Source organism: Haloarchaeobius pelagicus, assembly GCF_051207375.1.
Taxonomy (GTDB): Archaea; Halobacteriota; Halobacteria; order Halobacteriales; family Natrialbaceae; genus Haloarchaeobius.
The window spans coordinates 833,608-850,109 of the sequence record NZ_JBPJZD010000002.1 but is presented as its reverse complement, the minus strand read 5'-3'; the positions used below and the strand labels follow the sequence as shown (position 1 = coordinate 850,109).

The 16,502-nt window shown below is 63.4% G+C and carries 18 protein-coding genes; 11 read left to right on the top strand and 7 right to left on the bottom strand.

The window, feature by feature from the left end:
* The first annotated feature begins 89 nt into the window (after positions 1 to 89).
* The 4 genes from ACSC1S_RS16820 (at position 90) to ACSC1S_RS16805 (ending at position 2,470) form a co-directional block, all read left to right on the top strand.
* Positions 90 to 1,202: a TSUP family transporter gene (locus tag ACSC1S_RS16820; RefSeq protein ID WP_435365296.1), complete on the top strand. Its 1,113-nt coding sequence runs from the start codon at positions 90 to 92 to the stop codon at positions 1,200 to 1,202.
* Between the two features lie 39 nt (positions 1,203 to 1,241).
* Positions 1,242 to 1,679, top strand: coding sequence for a universal stress protein (locus tag ACSC1S_RS16815; RefSeq protein WP_435365295.1), 438 nt, complete (start codon positions 1,242 to 1,244; stop codon positions 1,677 to 1,679).
* Positions 1,680 to 1,977: 298 nt separating this feature from the next.
* The gene (locus tag ACSC1S_RS16810) at positions 1,978 to 2,193 is read left to right on the top strand and encodes a DUF8015 family protein (RefSeq protein ID WP_435319968.1); all 216 of its coding nucleotides are present in this window, start codon (positions 1,978 to 1,980) and stop codon (positions 2,191 to 2,193) included.
* A 58-nt stretch (positions 2,194 to 2,251) separates the two neighbouring features.
* On the top strand, positions 2,252 to 2,470 hold the full coding sequence (locus tag ACSC1S_RS16805) for a hypothetical protein (RefSeq protein ID WP_435365294.1): 219 nt from the start codon (positions 2,252 to 2,254) through the stop codon (positions 2,468 to 2,470).
* Positions 2,471 to 2,526: 56 nt separating this feature from the next.
* Here the strand turns inward: ACSC1S_RS16805 and ACSC1S_RS16800 are convergent, their stop codons facing one another.
* The 3 genes from ACSC1S_RS16800 to ACSC1S_RS16790 form a co-directional block, all read right to left on the bottom strand.
* A complete protein-coding gene (locus tag ACSC1S_RS16800) occupies positions 2,527 to 3,234 on the bottom strand; it encodes a DUF4013 domain-containing protein (RefSeq protein WP_435365293.1) in 708 nt (235 codons plus the stop codon).
* Between the two features lie 45 nt (positions 3,235 to 3,279).
* A complete protein-coding gene (gene uvrB, locus ACSC1S_RS16795) occupies positions 3,280 to 5,346 on the bottom strand; it encodes an excinuclease ABC subunit UvrB (RefSeq protein WP_435319965.1) in 2,067 nt (688 codons plus the stop codon).
* Between the two features lie 90 nt (positions 5,347 to 5,436).
* Positions 5,437 to 6,213 carry a helix-turn-helix transcriptional regulator gene (locus ACSC1S_RS16790; RefSeq protein WP_435365292.1) on the bottom strand — a complete coding sequence of 259 codons (777 nt, stop codon included), beginning with the start codon at positions 6,211 to 6,213 and terminating at the stop codon, positions 5,437 to 5,439.
* A gap of 375 nt (positions 6,214 to 6,588) precedes the next feature.
* Between ACSC1S_RS16790 and ACSC1S_RS16785 the strand changes: the two genes are divergently transcribed.
* Positions 6,589 to 6,996: a hypothetical protein gene (locus ACSC1S_RS16785; RefSeq protein WP_435365291.1), complete on the top strand. Its 408-nt coding sequence runs from the start codon at positions 6,589 to 6,591 to the stop codon at positions 6,994 to 6,996.
* Between the two features lie 251 nt (positions 6,997 to 7,247).
* On the opposite strand, the gene ACSC1S_RS16780 is transcribed toward ACSC1S_RS16785, so the two are convergent.
* Positions 7,248 to 8,066, bottom strand: coding sequence for a helix-turn-helix transcriptional regulator (locus tag ACSC1S_RS16780; RefSeq protein ID WP_435365290.1), 819 nt, complete (start codon positions 8,064 to 8,066; stop codon positions 7,248 to 7,250).
* Positions 8,067 to 8,390: 324 nt separating this feature from the next.
* On the opposite strand from ACSC1S_RS16780, the gene ACSC1S_RS16775 reads away from it, so the two are divergent.
* The 4 genes from ACSC1S_RS16775 to ACSC1S_RS16760 all read left to right on the top strand — a co-directional run bounded on the left by ACSC1S_RS16775 (position 8,391) and on the right by ACSC1S_RS16760 (position 11,925).
* Positions 8,391 to 9,767: a hypothetical protein gene (locus tag ACSC1S_RS16775; RefSeq protein WP_435365289.1), complete on the top strand. Its 1,377-nt coding sequence runs from the start codon at positions 8,391 to 8,393 to the stop codon at positions 9,765 to 9,767.
* Between the two features lie 78 nt (positions 9,768 to 9,845).
* Positions 9,846 to 9,989, top strand: coding sequence for a hypothetical protein (locus ACSC1S_RS16770; RefSeq protein ID WP_435365288.1), 144 nt, complete (start codon positions 9,846 to 9,848; stop codon positions 9,987 to 9,989).
* A gap of 173 nt (positions 9,990 to 10,162) precedes the next feature.
* Complete coding sequence (locus ACSC1S_RS16765; RefSeq protein ID WP_435365287.1) at positions 10,163 to 11,485, top strand: twin-arginine translocation signal domain-containing protein; 1,323 nt, start codon at positions 10,163 to 10,165, stop codon at positions 11,483 to 11,485.
* A gap of 170 nt (positions 11,486 to 11,655) precedes the next feature.
* The gene (locus tag ACSC1S_RS16760; RefSeq protein ID WP_435365286.1) at positions 11,656 to 11,925 is read left to right on the top strand and encodes a DUF7553 family protein; all 270 of its coding nucleotides are present in this window, start codon (positions 11,656 to 11,658) and stop codon (positions 11,923 to 11,925) included.
* 12 nt (positions 11,926 to 11,937) lie between these two features.
* Here ACSC1S_RS16760 and ACSC1S_RS16755 read toward each other — a convergent pair whose 3' ends face one another.
* Both ACSC1S_RS16755 and ACSC1S_RS16750 read right to left on the bottom strand, forming a co-directional pair.
* Positions 11,938 to 12,543 (bottom strand): rubrerythrin family protein, encoded by a 606-nt coding sequence (locus ACSC1S_RS16755; protein WP_435365285.1) that lies wholly within the window; start codon positions 12,541 to 12,543, stop codon positions 11,938 to 11,940.
* Positions 12,544 to 12,681: 138 nt separating this feature from the next.
* Positions 12,682 to 13,536 carry a sulfurtransferase gene (locus ACSC1S_RS16750; RefSeq protein WP_435319959.1) on the bottom strand — a complete coding sequence of 285 codons (855 nt, stop codon included), beginning with the start codon at positions 13,534 to 13,536 and terminating at the stop codon, positions 12,682 to 12,684.
* Positions 13,537 to 13,815: 279 nt separating this feature from the next.
* Here ACSC1S_RS16750 and ACSC1S_RS16745 point away from each other — a divergent pair, with 279 nt between their 5' ends.
* Positions 13,816 to 14,598, top strand: a complete 783-nt coding sequence (locus ACSC1S_RS16745) for a sulfurtransferase (RefSeq protein WP_435365284.1) — start codon at positions 13,816 to 13,818, stop codon at positions 14,596 to 14,598.
* A 37-nt stretch (positions 14,599 to 14,635) separates the two neighbouring features.
* Here ACSC1S_RS16745 and ACSC1S_RS16740 read toward each other — a convergent pair whose 3' ends face one another.
* Positions 14,636 to 15,784, bottom strand: coding sequence for an AI-2E family transporter (locus ACSC1S_RS16740; protein WP_435365283.1), 1,149 nt, complete (start codon positions 15,782 to 15,784; stop codon positions 14,636 to 14,638).
* 101 nt (positions 15,785 to 15,885) lie between these two features.
* Here ACSC1S_RS16740 and ACSC1S_RS16735 point away from each other — a divergent pair, with 101 nt between their 5' ends.
* Complete coding sequence (locus ACSC1S_RS16735) at positions 15,886 to 16,434, top strand: NUDIX hydrolase (protein WP_435365282.1); 549 nt, start codon at positions 15,886 to 15,888, stop codon at positions 16,432 to 16,434.
* Positions 16,435 to 16,502: the final 68 nt, after the last annotated feature.

Genomic DNA, 16,502 nt, shown 5'->3' with positions numbered 1-16,502 from the left:
AAACTGGACAGAATCAGGTGAAAACACCCGGTTTTCGGGAGAAAGTAACGTTCTTATACCTGACTCTCAAACCGTGGCTTCACCACCACATGAGCTCGTCCTCATCGTACAGTAACATCCAGAAGACGTTTCTAAAGTACCAGCACGTATTCGTGTTCCTGGCACCCGTGGTGTTCATCCTCGGCGTGTTCTTCTTCGCTCCCACGGAGGGGAGCGGCACGAGCTACTGGCTCGAATACTGGTGGCTCCTGCCGTTCTTCGTCCTCGGGGCGACCACCGTGAACACGGTCGGTATCAGCGGCTCGGCACTGTTCGTACCCTTCTTCATCTTCATCTTCCCGCTCTTCGCCGGGTACTCGCTCGAACCGCAGACGCTCGTCGCCGTCGGCCTCATCAGCGAGTCCTTCGGCCTGTCGAGCTCCGCGCTCGCGTTCGTCCAGTACGGACTCGTCGACCGCAAGCTCGCGCTCACCCTCGTCGGCGGGGCGGTCCCGTTCGTCGTCGGTGGTGCGGTCCTGTCCTTCTTCATCCCCGAGCCGGTGTTCCAGTCGCTGCTCGGCATCGCGCTGCTCGCGGCCGCGTACTTGCTGTTCAAGGCAGACCTGGCCCACGAGGAGCCCGCCGAATCCGACGGCGATGACCACGCGACCGCCGCCGACGGCGGGTCGGCGCTCCCGAACGACGACGACAAGCTCGGTCCGGCCGGCGTCGAGACCGACGCCGACGGCATCGTCACCCGCGTCGACCGCGACGGTGAGGACTACACCTACGACCGCTCGGGCTACACCGAGCGCTTCGCGAACTACAGCATCGGTGGCATCTTCCAGGGCCTCGCCGGCTTCGGTATCGGCGAACTCGGCATCATCTCGATGCTGCGCTCGAAGATTCCGGTCCGCGTCGCCATCGGCACCAACCACATCGTCGTCGCCTCGACGGCCATCCTGGCCTCACTGGTCCACGTCTTCGGCGGCTCGTTCGTCCCCGGCGCGCACTCCATCGACATCGCGAGCACGCCGTGGAACATGGTCGTCTGGACGGTTCCGGCGACGGTGACCGGCGGCCAGATCGCCCCCTACGTCGCGTCCGCCCTCGACACCGAGACCATCAAACACGGCGTCGGCGTCCTGTTCGGTCTCATCGCGGTCGCACTGTTCATCATCGCCCGCGAGGGTATGCTGGACATTCTCGCAGGCCTGGCCTAATCCCCGCCTTTTTCAGGCCTCCGCGGACGATTCGCAAGCATGTACGAGCACATCCTCTTGCCGACCGACGGGAGCGACGGCACCACCGCGGCCGCGAAACACGCCGCCGAACTCGCCACGCGATACGACGCGACCGTCCACGTGCTCTCCGTGGTCGACACGCGAAACCGCTTCGAGAGCCCCAGCGCCGGCATCTCGGCGGCCGTCTGGGAGGAGACCGAACGCGAGCGCGCCGAGGCCGCCGTCGAGTCCACGATAGCGGCCCTCCCCGACGACGTCCGGACCGAGACGGTCATCAGGGAAGGCGTTCCCAAGACCGCCATCCTCGAATACGTCGACGAGAACCCCATCGACCTCGTCGTGATGGCGACCCACGGCCGGACCGGGCTGGACCACTACCTCATCGGGAGCGTCGCCGAGAAGGTCGTCCGGCAGTGCCCCGCGCCCGTGATGACGGTGCGCGAGGACGAGAACTAGGCGCGCGAATCTGTTTTCGGATTTTTCCAGGTGGCGCGTGCAGTCGGCAGTCCGAACGGAGAGAGGCTGCCGACGAAGACGCGCGAGGGACGACCGGAACGAAGCGGAGTGGAGGGAGTCGGCTGGGGAGGGCGTGGTGCGGGGCGGTGCTGTGCGGGGCGGTGCGGTCTCTCACTGCCACCAGCGCGAGAGACCTGCTAGTCGTTACCTCCCCCCGAATCCCTTCCCACCGAAACACCCGGATTCCCGGATAGAATCAGACCCAACCACTTTCCGCCTACATTCACAACACTCACACATGTACACCTGGCAGTACTACGACCTCGTATTGCTGGCTGTCGCGTCCAGCATGCTCGCCGGTGTCGGTATCGGGACGCTCACCACGGTCTCGATGTCCATGGCCATCGTCAGTACCGGCCTCGTCGCCGCGGCCATCATCGGCCACGGCCTGTTCGTCAGGGGCCCTATCGACGACCCGCAGGACCTCACGGACGAGGTCGACGTGCTGAACTGACCCCGGACTCTCTGGGTCGCCACGATACCGTTATCGTCGCGACAGGTGTCAGGGATGTATGGGATTCAAACGTAGCAGCCTGTTCCGGACCCAGGGCGACGACCTCATCCTGGCGAACGCGGTCATCTGGGCGGCCCTGCTTTTCGCCGCCGCGTCGACGCTCGACGGCACAGCCTACTCGTCGCGGTTGCTGCCGCTGCTCGTCGTCGCAGCGCTCAGCAGCGTCGGTTTCGTGGTCGTCGGTGTCCGTCGTCTCCAGAAGAAGCTCGACCCCTGAGGGGTCTGTCTGTCTGTTGAGGGGTCTGTCTGTCTGTTCTCGGCTGCCGTCTGTCCTCAGAGGCTCGTCTGCGGCCGGCCCTCGGCGGGCTGGCTCTGGGTCCCCGGCGCGGCCTTGCGCGCGATCCTGCCGAGGTAGTTGAAGACCCCAGCGATGAGGATGAACTGGATGGCGAACCCGACCAGGATGATGTACAGCGGGAGCGACAGGATGCTCCCGATCAGCAGCACGAAGAACGAGACCACGACGCCGACGAAGTACGTGCCGTTGAACGCCAGGCGCTTGACCGACTGGAGGTCGAACGCGGCACCGAACTCGCCGCGGGCGGCGAGGCCGACCAGCGCCGCCGGCACCATGTAGTACGCGAGGAACGTGACGAGGAACCCGACGCCGAGGAGGGCGATCAGGACCATCGAACCCGCGCCTGCGCCGGCACTCCCGCCGGCCTCGCCCCCGAGACCGATGGCGAAGCCACCGAATATCGGGACGATGATGGCGAACAGGAAGATGGGAATACCGACGTAGATGAGCATCACGCCGAAGACGAGTGCCCCTTCTTTCAGCAACCCTTCCCAGTCGCTGAACGTGGGCGCTGTCCGGTCACCGTTCAGCCCGGCTCGCATCGCTCGCAGCGCGTAGCCGTAGATGAACAGCTGCGGGATGATGGGGATGAACAGCGCCACGAGGTTCAACAGCCCACCGATGGCGACCGTCTTCGTCGACTCTTCTCCTTGCAGGGGGAACTTCAGTGATTCACCAAGCACGTTTCGCACTCGACGTATCGACAAAAAACAGTTTGGGTCTGCCGGTCAGAAGTCGGGGTCCGGCTCGGGTTCGATGCCGTCATCCTGCGCTTCGAGTTCGTCGAACTCCTGTCGGAGGTCCCGGATGCGGTCGCGGATGTCCGCCGCGAGCTCGAATTCCAGGTTGTTCGCGGCCTCCTGCATGCGCTCTTCGAGGCGCTGAATCTGGGCGGCCGCAGCCTCGGCGTCCTCGGGCTCGCCCGAACTGCTGATGCCGCCGGTGTCGGTCTTCGACCCGGGCAGGTTCGTCTCGCCGACCTCCTTCTCGATGGTCGTCGGCGTGAAGCCGTGCTCCTCGTTGTACTCCTGCTGGATGCGCCGGCGGCGCTGGGTCTCGGAGATGGCGGACTCCATCGCGTCCGAGGGGTCGTCGGCGTAGAGGACGACCTCGCCGTTGACGTTGCGGGCCGCCCGCCCCATCGTCTGGACGAGCATCGTCTCGCTCCGCAGGAACCCCTCCTGGTCGGCGTCGAGGATGGCCACCAGGCTCACCTCGGGGATGTCCAGCCCCTCACGCAGCAGGTTGATACCGACGAGGACGTCGATCTCACCGAGTCGCAGGGAGCGCACGAGTTCGTGGCGCTCCAGCGTGTCCGTCTCGTCGTGCATGTACGCGACGTTCACGCCCGATTCCTCCAGGTACTCCGTGAGGTCCTCGGCCATGCGCTTGGTGAGCGTCGTCACCAGCACGCGCTCGTCGCGTTCCACGCGCTCGTCGATGCGGTCCATCAGGTCGTCGACCTGCCCGGTCGCGGGTGCGACCTCCACCTTCGGGTCGACGAGGTGGGTGGGCCGGACGATCTGTTCGGCGATACGCTCGGAGTTCTCGGTCTCGTAGTCGCCGGGCGTCGCGGAGACGAACAGGCGCTTGTCCGTCTTCTCGAAGAACTCCTCGTAGGTCAGCGGGCGGTTGTCGTACGCCGTCGGGAGCCGGAAGCCGTTCTCGACCAGCGAGTCCTTGCGGGACTTGTCGCCGGCGAACTGGCCCTTGATCTGGGGCAGGGTCTGGTGGGACTCGTCGACCACGCAGAGGAAGTCGTCGGGGAAGTAGTCCAGCAGGGTGTAGGGTGCCTCGCCGGCTTCACGGTCCGAGAGGTACAGCGAGTAGTTCTCGATACCCGAACAGTAGCCCGTCTCCTGCATCATCTCCAGGTCGAAGGTGGTGCGCTCCTCGATGCGCTGGGCGGCGATGGCGTCACCCTGGCGCTCGAAGTAGCGCACCCGGTCGGCCATGTCGTCGCGAATCTGGTCCATCGCGTTCTGGAGGCGTTCCTCCGGGATGGAGTAGTGCTCGGCCGGGTGGACCAGCACGGCAGGTTCCTCGCTTTTGACCTCGCCCTGCATCGTATCTATCTTCATCATCCGGTCGATCTCGTCGCCCCAGAGTTCCACGCGGACCGCGTACCGGCCGTACATCGGGAATATCTCGACCGTGTCGCCGCGCACCCGGAACGTCCCCTGCGTGAAGTCCACGTCGTTGCGCTCGTAGTTCAGGTCGACGAGCCTACCAAGGAGCTCGTCGCGACCGATCTCGTCGCCGACCTCCAGGCGCATCGCCATCTCGACGTAGTTCCGCGGGTCACCGAGCCCGTAGATGGCCGAGACCGAGGCGACCACGATGACGTCGTCTCGCGTCAGCAAGGAGCGCGTCGCGGAGTGGCGCAGTCGGTCGATTTCGTCGTTGATAGAGGCGTCCTTGTCGATGTAGGTGTCCGTCTGCTCGACGTAGGCCTCGGGTTGATAGTAATCATAATATGACACGAAGTACTCGACCGCGTTGTCCGGGAACAGATTTCTAAATTCCTCGTAGAGCTGGGCAGCCAGCGTCTTGTTGTGCGCGATGACCAGCGTCGGTTCCTGGACCTCCTCGACGACCCACGAGACGGTGTTCGTCTTGCCCGACCCGGTGACCCCGAGCAGCGTCTGTTCCTGCATGCCCGACTGGTAGCCGTCGACCAGTTCCGCGATGGCCTCGGGCTGGTCGCCCGCCGGCTCGAACGGGGCGTCCACCCGGAACGGTTTCTGGGCGTCCGGTCGGTCCGGTGAGAGGGGGCCGGAGTTGGCGTCGCTCATCTGGGAGTCGCTATGGGGGCGAGCAGTATCAGTGGTGCGCTCGGCGGTCGGTCGTCGCGCCGGTGTTCCAGTCCACGACGAACCTGACTGTCAGGAGCCGATGTCAGTCGGGTCGAGCGCTTCACCCTCGGCCCGGTACTGCTCGTAGAGGTCTGTCCCCCAGCTCAGTGCGGCATCCGACTCGCCCGTGAGTGTCCCGGTCACGTACCCACGTTCGTTGGACGCGGTGAGAACGGTGCAAGAAGACTCACCCTCGAAGAGACCGAGGCCGACCTCTATCGTTGCCGCGGTCTCGACCAGCGTGCCGCCCGCCGCGTCGGCCAGTGCCGCACAGAACTCGGGATGGTTCGCCTCGATGTACTCGCGCACGGACGATTCGACGACGATTTCGAGGTCGAACGCACCGCAGTCGAGGCCGCGTGTGAATCCGGAGAGGACCGGCGAGGACGCCGACGGGAGGAGACACCGTATCTTGTCGGCCTCGCGTGCCCTGGCCGTGAACCGTTCCACGAGCGCGTAGGGGTCCTGTCCCGATGTGGCCGCCCTCATATCCATCAGGATAGGGGCCGGTGGGACACATTCCGCGGGGAGTTCGTCGAGGAGTTCGTTGTCGCGGTAGATGCGGCGTGACAGGTCCGCAAAGTCGTGGTACAGCCGCAGGTGTGCGCGACCGATTCGGGTGATGGCGTAGCCGCCGGTGGTTCGCTCGCAGAGACCGAGGGCTTCTAGCTCGCTGGTCCAGTTGTACACCGTCGACTTCGACACGTCCAGCTCGTCGGCCAGGTCGGCTTTATGAACTGGCTCCTCTCGAAGTATGGTGAGCAAGTCGACCGTCTTCGACAGTGAACCGACGATGTCGTCGAACACTGGTTGTGCACCCGTTCCCCCATCCGGCGTTCGCCTGAATGATTGAGTCATGGTTTGTCTCTATCGGGCAGTCCATGTGCGATACGTGTGAACAGGGACCACCAAATCAGTACTTAGTACCCACCCTACCGGAAACATTGTCTCCTAAAACACGTGCGCTGGCGGGAGTCGAGTTGGTGAGACTAGACCGTTCCGATGTCGGGAGGTTTGAACCATCTCTGGTGGTGGTGAGAATACATCCTGCGCGAAGGCTTCCGCGAAGTCTGCGGAGCTCGCTTCGAGTCAGTCGCACCCGCGGTTCACGCTGTTTCCCATCACCATTGTTGTGAGGGACATCACATCCTTGTCACCCTGGCCTACTGGTCGTACGCCTTCGTGTTCTTCTACTTCGGCCTCCAGAAACCTGCGCCGGTGTTCACGCCGGTGCGCGTGCCGTTGGCTGAGTACTTCGGGACGCTCGGTATCCCACTGGGTGCGGCGATCCTGTTCATCGGACTCTACGAGATGACGATGGGAGTGCTGTTCATGCTGAAACGCATTCGAGTCCTCTTCTGGATGTTCTTCGCACACCAGGCCATCGCGTTCTCGACCCTCATCGTCATCCCGAAAGTGGCGTTCCAGCCGCCATGGCTCACGATACCGGTGCTGGGGGCCGATCTTCCGTGGGCACTTGCCGGCTTCTCGGCGTTCGTCTTGAAGAACGTCATCTTCGTCGGCGGCTTCCTCGTCCTCGCCAGCGTCGAACTCGGCGATGCGGACGAGATTGCCACGAGCACAGACTGACGGGTGCTGCCTTCGAGGTCTGGCCCGACGTTCACTGTTTCCAGCTGAGAAGATAGACTGCCGCCGCCCACTGAACCGACCACTGACCAGCCGTCCACACCCTCGTCACCGGCCACGACGAACCGTACCACCACGAACGAGTATCGGCCGGGTGGGCTGTCAGGGATACGTCAGCTGGAGAGTCTCTTGTCTGCCAGTAACCTGGGTCGGACCACCCACTGCACCCCGCCGATTCGTATACCTGTCCCTCACTACGGCGTGTCCATCGAGTCACCGGCGACCCGGTACTGGTCGTACAGGTCGCTCGCCCACTCGTATGCACCGTTCGAGTCGGCGGTGATAACGCCCGTCAGGTAGCCGTGGTCGTTACACGTGGCGAGGACGAAGCCCGAGGGCTCGCCGTCGTAGACACAGAGTGCGACCGCAATCGTGGCCGTGGTCTCGACGAGGGCCGAGCCGTCCGCGTCGGCGAGTGCCCGACAGAACTCGGGATGGGTCGACTCGATGTACTCACAGACAGGCGGTTCGACGACGAGTTCGAGGTCGAACCCTCCCGCGTCGAGTCGGCGTGAGAACGCAGAGAGGATGGGCGAGCACGCCGCCGGGAGGAGACACGAGACCTGGCCGGCGTCACGGACGGCGGTCGTGAACTGCTCCGCGAGCGCGTAGGGGTCGTGCTCGGACGTGGTCACCGTCGTATCCATCAGGACAGGCGTGGGTGGGACACAGTCCTCGGGGAGCTCATCGAGCAGCTCGTTGTCCCGGTAGACACGCCGCGAGAGGTCTTCGAAGTCACGGTACAGCCGCAGGTGTGCCCGGCCGGTCCGGGTGATCGCATAGCCATCGGCAGTCCGTTCGCAGATGCCGAGGTCTTCCAGCTCGGTGGTCCAGTTGTACACCGTCGACTTCGAAACACCGAGGTCACTGGCGAGTTCGGCCTTCCCGGCTGGACCGTCTCGAAGCGTCGTGAGCAAGTCCCCCGTCTTGGAGAGCGAGACGACGATGTCTTCGAACGGTGGATGTGGTGAACCCGTCTGGTCATTCGGCGTCCGGTTGTTGGACTGAGTCATGAGTGGTACCGTGTGGTAGTCGAGTACCTCTGTTTCGAGGGTCGACCAAGGGTAGAATAATCAATGCACCCCCTACCGGCAAAATATAACCATTGGTGATTAAACTTTTGGCCATCGCCGGTGGTGATGGGTAAAAGTAATGGTTCTATCAGCCAGGTTGCTTGGGACACAAGACCGTTGTGCGCCCACCAGAGAATCTGAAAAGTAGCTAATGGTTATTGCCATTTGCAGGAAACAGAGAAGGACTTTAGTCCAGATTTTACCGTCGTACTTCCCAGGTCGCTCGGTTCAATCATGCAACCCTGTACCGAACCGACGAGTGCAATGTCAGGAGATACTGACCCACACAGGTCGCCTGGCGAACAGCACTCGAACGACCAGTCCGACGGCGTTTCGCGTCGGAGCGTCCTCGAAGGCGCGGGAAAAGTCGGCGCGGTCAGCGCGATACCGTTCAACCAGCTGACCGACAGCCCGACCCTGGGTCGGTCACCCGGGAAGGGCAGTCGCGTCATCGTCCTCCAGGGAACGCCACAGAATCCAGTGACGCCAAAGCAGCAAGCGCAAGCGCGGACGGTCACCCGGCAGGACCGCGTCGACAAGGGTAACGACCCCCTCGATGGATATCCGGCCTCGGCACACGGCTCGGACGACCCGCTCGTCGGGTTCGTCACGGCGGTCGCCCCTGACGGCACCGTCCAGGGCTATCAGGGTATCGCGTCCACCGCCGAGACCTCGTCCACGGATGGAGCGCCGGGAGTCCAGAGCGCCCAGGCTATCCACGGCCGGGCCATGGCGTACGGCCGTGAGTACGCGAAGGTGAACGACTCGACTCTCGAAATCCACACGCCGAACGGCGAGGTCGTCACCCACCGCCCCGACGACGTCGGCAAGGACGCTGGCGCTGGGAAGAGCGCCAAACCGATGTCTCTCGTGGCCGATGGCACCACCACCGCCACCATCGACCAGACCACCGTCCAGAACATCCAGGACATCCGGGCGAAGACGGCGGAGACCGTCAGCACCGAGGGGATGGAGTCGGACCCGATCTACGACGACATCCGCGAGAAGGAACACGACGACTGGGGACGGTGGGAGACCTGGACACGGTGGTACGTCTCGCAGAACCGGTACGAGGAAGACGACCCCTATTCGGACGAGTGGGGGTACGCACTGCTCGAACGGTTCACCATGAACCCCGGCGCGCAACTTCACGACAACTGGTGGGCCAACGAGACGGGTATCGTGCATCACGACTGGGGCCTCGATCAGCACAGCTACAGTGACTTCCCCGAAGCGCATATGTGTCAAGTCCTGGACTGGGAACCGCACGGCACCCAGGAGGGCAGCCACGGGGGCAGTGTGAGCATCTCGGGGAACATCTCGTCTGACTCCTTTGGGGGAAGTGTCGGTCTGAGTTACTCGTACTCCCAGCCCAACCTCAAGGTCATCGACGACACACGGACCAGCGACGACCAGGAGGAAGCACGGTTGCTGATGGAAGTCGACGGCGGACAGAATTCGGACGTCCGTGAGAACACCATCTCGTTCAAGCCCTCGAGCCTCGCCAAGCAGAACGCTCCGTACTGCAACCAGGACACGACCATCTTCCGTGCCTGGTACCAGGGCGTGTTCCAGAACGGGTTCGGCGTCGAGGAGTCCATCAGCGAGAACTGGTACCACTGGTACTACAACAGCTGTTAGCTCGCCCGTCCCGCGGTCGCGCCGAATGTCGGAAATAAAATATTATTCACAATCTTTTTCCTTCATTCCCGGTCGACGATGCACAGAGCCACAGCCCTCCTCGTGGTTCTCGGCGCCGTCAGCGTCGGGCTGGCGGGCTGCTCGGGCACCTCGGACGCACCGGAGACGACGATACCCGCCACCGACGCCCCGACGGCGACCACGGCAGGAGACGGGGGTTAGTAGCCCGTTCCGAATCGGTTGCCCTCCGTTCACTCTGTTCAGCATCAGATCCGTTACGAGAGGGACAACATACCTGTCCCCCTGCTAATAGAGTTACAACCCACCGAGGACGAGTAATTGTCAGGTAACTAGATACATAGATGACTGTAGGCCCAGATGTGTGAACTATACTCATGACGGATGAGAACGACCCACACTGTAGACATGGGCAAGAGACGAAGCAGAATCGGGCGAACACGACCAGCGAGTCGAGAGTATCGAGACGCGACCTCCTGAAAGGCTCTGGCGGGGCCGCCGCGGCCACGGTTATCCCCTTCGAAGGGCTCACCACGAAGGCGAATTCCCCCGGCGGACTCAACAACAGAGGTGCGCCGGTCGTCGTCGTCCAGGGGACGCCTAACAACCCCGTGGGATTCAAACGGCGGAAGAACATCACCGACCGGGTTCACGAGGAGGCAATCGACCGGGGACGCGAGCCACCAAGAAGAAAGGGCGGAATCAAACGAGCAGATCAAAAAACCAACCCAACCGTTGCGTACGTCACTACCGTCACCGACGACGGGGTTCCGCGGTCTTACCATGCACTGGCAAAGAACGACCCGGGGTCCGCTCACGGCCGTGCAATGGCGCGAGCAAAGCTGCTTGCAGAGAAGAACGGCTCGGAGATCGAAGTCCACAAGCCGAACGGCCGCGTGGACACGATGCGTCCGAACGGCGTAGGAAACGCCAGGCGCGTGACGCCCATCACCAACGAGAGGCTTCAGAAATATGCAGCAGAGTTGGATATCTCGCCATCCCGGCGGGAGTATGATGCCTCACGGTCCAACAGACAATTAACTGACATGGGCAATCCGTTCTTCCATGACGTAATTGAGGAGGATCCCGATCACACTTTCGGCCATGCAGAGTTGTACATGGATATGTACCATGAAACCTCCGGAGGTACCACCGATCCATATCAGGTTCACACGAGGTTCTGGCAGAAATGTGGAAAGGAAATACATGGTAACGACTGGGGAAACAACTATGCGAAGGTATCTCACCGTTGGGACAAGAACTACACGGGCGAGGATAATCTCTCTGTACACGAATTGGATGAGGTTCGCCCAGAGGGTGGCGGAGACACCGTCGTTCAGGGTGAGTCGCTTTCCGTCAGCCTGGATAACATAGAGTGGTCAACATCATTAGACCAATACTATACGGGTGGGCTTGACATCGAAGAGGATAAGGACAGGATTAACGAGCACGTGAACTGGCACGTAACCTATATAGACGAGGACCTCAGGTGGGGTGATAAGGACAACAACCTCTCTAGTGGCGCCGTACTCGACGCCAATGATTGTAACGTAGGCACCCAATGGATGCTGCTATCGAAGAACGAGGCTGGCTTCATCGAGGACGAGGGAACAAATTATGATGAATGGCATGATAAGGACGATTGTGCTTTAGAGAGAGATTCGATCTATATGAATTACTGGCACGGTATATCGTGTTAGTGAGAATTCGTGAAGTTCGGTGTTCCCACACACCGCCATCGTAACGGCTGGTCTGACCTGAACGGCGTGTCACCCGAACCACAGACCAACCGTCCACACCCCCGTCACCGACCACGGCGAACCGTACCACCACCACAAACGATTATCCACTCGCCGACGTATCAGGGAACATGGTACGAGACGCACTCCAGTCCGCCAGTGCCCTGCTCCGAGAAGCCGCCGACGCCGCCTCCGGAGAGTCCGCGGAACGACTCCAGACACAGGCCGACCAGTTCGCCAAGCACGCCGAGTCCGACCGCGGCCCGGACCACGGCCGTCTCGCGAAGCACGAGCGCATCCTCAAGGATGTCGCCGACGCGGAAGGTGGCGAGGTCGAGGCGAAGATCGACGAGGCAATCGAGAAGATTCACGAGTACCGCAGCACGCTCGCGGGCGTCTGAACGACTGCTGCCTCAACAGACCGGCTTCGGGTTCACGCCCATCGCTTCGAGCCGGTCGGTGTATTCTTCGTATGCTGCCTGAATCACAGCGCCCGCTGCGCCTGCTGCAGCCTCCCAGTCGTCGTCGGTCTCACAGACCGCCGCGAGCTGGTCGCCCAGGTCGTCGAGGCGCTCCTGCAGGTCGCCCTTGCGCCCGCGGAACGTCTGGGCCGTCTGCGGGTCGGCGTTCCCGACGAAGAAGCCCGTGAACTGGTCAGCGAGTTTCCGGGCGATCAGCGAGTACCCGGCGAAGGCACCGATGCGCTCGACCGGGTTGTCGTAGTCGTCGAGCACCTCGTGGAGGGCGTACGGCTCGTCTGCGGCTTCAGCGTCGAGGGAGTCCGCCCAGTCGGTCTCGGCGTCGGCGACCGCCGCGAAGTACTCGCCGGCCGGGCCGTCGCCGGCCCAGTCGCCGAAGCGGGCCGCGCCCTGTGTCGCCATCGTCGCGGCCACCCCGACCACGTCGTCGCTGTTCATCTCGCCGCCGGTGAAGGCGTACAGCGATTTCGAGGAGCCGACCCGGGAGAGTGCGGTCTGGTTCTCGTCGCGGACGGTGTCGAGGAAGTCGTCTGAATCCATGCGAGATGGTTCGCCGTCGCGGTGCTTGTAACCACCGCCGCTGGCGGAATCGGCCGGGGGCTGTGACGCGGGATGCGAGACGGTGCCGCCGCTCGCGGGTAGACGTCGAAGAGAAAGATTCGCTATGGATTCGTGGCGTTAGTTGCCCTTCTCGATGGGCGCGCCGACGAGGTTGCCCCACTCGGTCCAGGAGCCGTCGTAGTTGATGGCGTCCTCGTAGCCGAGCAGCTCGTGGAGCGCGAACCAGGCGACCGAGGAGCGCTCGCCGATGCGGCAGTAGGCGACGGTCGTCGAGTCGCCCTCGATGCCGTACTCGCCGTAGAGCTCCTGCAGCTCGTCGTAGGTCTTGAACGTGCCGTCGTCGTTGGTCACGGCCGCCCACGAGATGTTCTGTGCGCCGGGGATGTGGCCGCCGCGCTGGGCGGTCTCCTGCAGGCCCGGGGGCGCGAGAATCTCGCCGGAGAACTCCTCGGGCGAGCGAACGTCGACGAGCGGAACGCCGCGCTCGATGGCGTTCTCGACGTCCTCGCGGTAGGCGCGGATGGACTCGCGCGGGCCGCTGGCGTTGTAGGTCTGCTCGCTGAACGAGGGGACCTCGTCCGTGAGCGGGTAGTCGTTCTCGAGCCAGTAGTCGCGGCCACCGTCCATGAGACGGACGTCGTCGTGGCCGTAGTACTTGAACTGCCAGTAGGTGTAGGCCGCGAACCAGTTCGAGTTGTCACCGTAGAGGACGACCGTGGAGTCCTCGGTGATGCCGTGGGAGCCGAGGAGGTCCTCGAACTCGTCCTTCGTCAGGATGTCACGGGTCGTCTGGTCCTGGAGCTGCGTCTCCCAGTTGAAGCCGATAGCGCCCGGGGCGTGACTCTCGTCGTACGCCTCTGTGTCCACGTCGACCTCGACCAGTCGGTGGGCGGGGTCGTCGCTCTGGAATTCGTCGAGATTGCTCTCGACCCAGTCCGCTGAAACGAGTACGTCTTTAGCGTATTCAGTCATACACCTCTACTTCTCACCCTAGGGGTATATCAGTATGGCAACCCGGCAGGTGCCGCCGGTCGTCGGTCGAACCGGACATAATCGCCGGGAGTTGGTACGGTCACGCCCGTGTACTCGGTTCACACGGACGGGTGCCGTGGGGCAGGTCAGCGCTAACCGGGCAGTTACCAGATATATTTGCCGGGCCGACGAGAACCAGCAATATTTTCTTATATCTATGAGGCCGCCCAATCCGCCGGGACCGAGACACCTTACAGGTGGGCCGACGAAACCGAGGCTATGACGAACCTTCCGTGGGTCGTCTCGCGCGAGTGGCTCGCCGCCAACCGCGACGAGGTCCGACTCGTCGACGTCCGCGACGCGTGGGAGTACGACGGCATCGGCCACATCCCCGACGCCGTGAGCATCCCGTTCGACGAGTACCGAAGCGACGGTGACGAGGACGAGGGCAAGCTCCCGGGTGTCGAGACGTGGAACCGCCTCATGTCCGAGGCCGGCATCGAGCCCGGGGACACGCTCGTCGCCTACGACGACACTCACGGCGTGTTCGCCGCCCGGTTCGTGGTGACCGCACTCAACTACGGCCACGACGACGTCCACCTCATGGACGGCGACTACAGCGCCTGGAACCGCGAGTTCGAGACGACGAACGCGGCTCCCGAGGTCGAGCCGACCGAGTACGAGGCGACGATTCCCGACGACCGCCCCCTCATCTCCGCCGAGGCGGTCCTCGACGCGCTCGACGAGGACGACACCGTCATCCTCGACACCCGCGAGGACTGGGAGTACGAGGAGGGCCACATCCCCGGCGCGCAGATGCTCGACTGGCGCGACCTCGTCGACGAGGAGAGCCGCGGGCTCAAGCCAGAGGCCGAACTCCGCGACCTGCTCGAATCGCTGGGCGTCACGCCCGAGAAGCGCGTCATCCTCTACTGCAACACCGCCCGCCGCATCAGCCACACCTACGTCGCCCTGCGCCAGCTCGGCTACGACAACGTCGACTTCTACGAGGGGAGCCTCACCGAGTGGGAGAAGATAGACGGCCCACTCGAGACTGCGTAACTGCCGGTTCCGGCCGCCCGAATCACCAGCAGGCCACTCAGTCGTCGCCAGCGGTCCCGTCGGGCGACCCCTCGCCGAGTCCGTCGGTAGATTCCCCACCTGATTCGACCGGTTCGTCGGGGGACGAAGGGTCGTCAGGCACAGTTTCGGATGCTGCTGCGGCTGCCTCGCCGGACTCGTCCGACTCCTCTTCCAGTTCTGCCACGCCGTTCACGTCGTTCGCGAGCAGCGTCATCGTCTCCGAGAACAGCGCCACGACGAGCGGTCCCGCGATGACCCCGATGGGGCCGACGCTCAGGAGCCCGCCGATGAAGCCGATGAAGTAGAGGCTGCCCGGCATGTCGGCGGTGACGCTGGCCAGCCGCGGCCGGATGACCGCGTCGGGCAGGTAGCCGATGACGAGGCCACCGACCACGAGGATTATGACGGCACTCTGGACCTCCCCGAGGCTCAGGTGCCACAGGGCGGTCGCGCCGATGAGGACGCTCGGCCCGATGATGGGGACGAACTGGAGGATGCCCGAGATGACCGCCATCGACACCCAGTAGTCGTAGCCGAGTACCCAGAACACCGGGACCGCGACGATGAACGTCCCCAGCGCGGTCGCGAGCTGGAGGACGTAGATGGCCAGCAGGGTGTCGTTGGCGCGCTCTTGAAGGGCGTGGGCGATGTCGTGGTACTTCGGCGGGACGACGGCGATACTGGAGCGGTACACCTTGTCCTGCGAGACGAGGAACGAGAACAGCACCATCACGAACAGCGTCGCCTTGAACGCAAGGTCCGGGCTGGCACGGGCGACGACGACCACGAGGTCGGAGAGGTAGTTGATGACGGCCTCCTGGATGTCGGCGACGTTCTCCGCGTAGTAGAAACCGAAGACGTCGATCACCAGCTCTTCCGGCAGCTGGCGGACGAGCGCGAACAGCCCATCGCGGCGCACGTACGCGATGATGAAGACGGGCGCGAACACCGTGAACCCGCCGACGAAGGTGAGTATCGTCGTCGCGACCCCCGCCCAGTAGTTGGGGAGTCCGCGGCCGACCAGCCAGTGGTGGACCGGCGTGACCACGCTCGCGACGGTGAGCGCGAAGAACACCGTCGCGAACACGGCCGAGAGCGTGACCCACGTGACGACCCCGACGACGAGCACGAGGGAGACGAGGACGACACGACGATTCAGTTGCACAGTTTATTCACTCCGTGGACAGGTAAATAGGTAGGGACCAGTCCCGCCTGGTCGGTCGTGATATAGTAAGAGTTTCGATACGTTGCGTGGTAGCACCAGTCATGGTCGAGCGCGAGCCACACGAGATCGACGCCGTCACCATCGCACCGACGTACTGCCATCGCTGCGGGACGGAACTCGGCACTGAGGAGTGGGAAGGCCGAGAGGTCCCGTGGTGTCCGGAGTGCGACGTGGTCTTCTCACAGCTCCCCTCACCGGCCGTCCACGTCATCGTCCACGACGACGAGGAGGTGCTGCTGCTTGACGAACCGGTCCCGCAACACGAGGGGCTGTGGAGCCTCCCCGGCGGCTACACGAAGTACGACGAGAGCCCGAAAGCGTCGCTCCTGCGCGAACTCGCCGAGGAGACCGGCCTGCGTGCAGACCCCGACGACCTGGAGTTCCTGACCATCCTCCACGTCGAACTGCCGGACCGCGGCTTCTACTTCATCACGTACCGGCTGGACCGGGCGAAGACCGCGGGCGAACTCACACCCGAAGCCGAGGGGTTCGAGGCCGCGTTCGTCCCCATCGAGGAGGTGCTACACTCGCCGGACCGGATTCGAGACTCCGACCGGGAGCGCATCGAACTGGCACTGTCGGCGGACTGACCGGGACCGACGCGACTTCTTCTCTACAAATCACCCGGCAATACAATCCAGTTCTTTTAACTACCACA

Coding starts and splice junctions, on each gene's coding strand:
- ACSC1S_RS16820 (WP_435365296.1), top strand. CDS start 90: ATGAGCTCGTCCTCATCGTACAGTAACATCCAGAAGACGTTTCTAAAG.
- ACSC1S_RS16815 (WP_435365295.1), top strand. CDS start 1,242: ATGTACGAGCACATCCTCTTGCCGACCGACGGGAGCGACGGCACCACC.
- ACSC1S_RS16810 (WP_435319968.1), top strand. CDS start 1,978: ATGTACACCTGGCAGTACTACGACCTCGTATTGCTGGCTGTCGCGTCC.
- ACSC1S_RS16805 (WP_435365294.1), top strand. CDS start 2,252: ATGGGATTCAAACGTAGCAGCCTGTTCCGGACCCAGGGCGACGACCTC.
- uvrB (WP_435319965.1), bottom strand. CDS start 5,346: ATGAGCGACGCCAACTCCGGCCCCCTCTCACCGGACCGACCGGACGCC.
- ACSC1S_RS16780 (WP_435365290.1), bottom strand. CDS start 8,066: ATGACTCAGTCCAACAACCGGACGCCGAATGACCAGACGGGTTCACCA.
- ACSC1S_RS16775 (WP_435365289.1), top strand. CDS start 8,391: ATGTCAGGAGATACTGACCCACACAGGTCGCCTGGCGAACAGCACTCG.
- ACSC1S_RS16770 (WP_435365288.1), top strand. CDS start 9,846: ATGCACAGAGCCACAGCCCTCCTCGTGGTTCTCGGCGCCGTCAGCGTC.
- ACSC1S_RS16765 (WP_435365287.1), top strand. CDS start 10,163: ATGACGGATGAGAACGACCCACACTGTAGACATGGGCAAGAGACGAAG.
- ACSC1S_RS16760 (WP_435365286.1), top strand. CDS start 11,656: ATGGTACGAGACGCACTCCAGTCCGCCAGTGCCCTGCTCCGAGAAGCC.
- ACSC1S_RS16755 (WP_435365285.1), bottom strand. CDS start 12,543: ATGGATTCAGACGACTTCCTCGACACCGTCCGCGACGAGAACCAGACC.
- ACSC1S_RS16750 (WP_435319959.1), bottom strand. CDS start 13,536: ATGACTGAATACGCTAAAGACGTACTCGTTTCAGCGGACTGGGTCGAG.
- ACSC1S_RS16745 (WP_435365284.1), top strand. CDS start 13,816: ATGACGAACCTTCCGTGGGTCGTCTCGCGCGAGTGGCTCGCCGCCAAC.
- ACSC1S_RS16735 (WP_435365282.1), top strand. CDS start 15,886: ATGGTCGAGCGCGAGCCACACGAGATCGACGCCGTCACCATCGCACCG.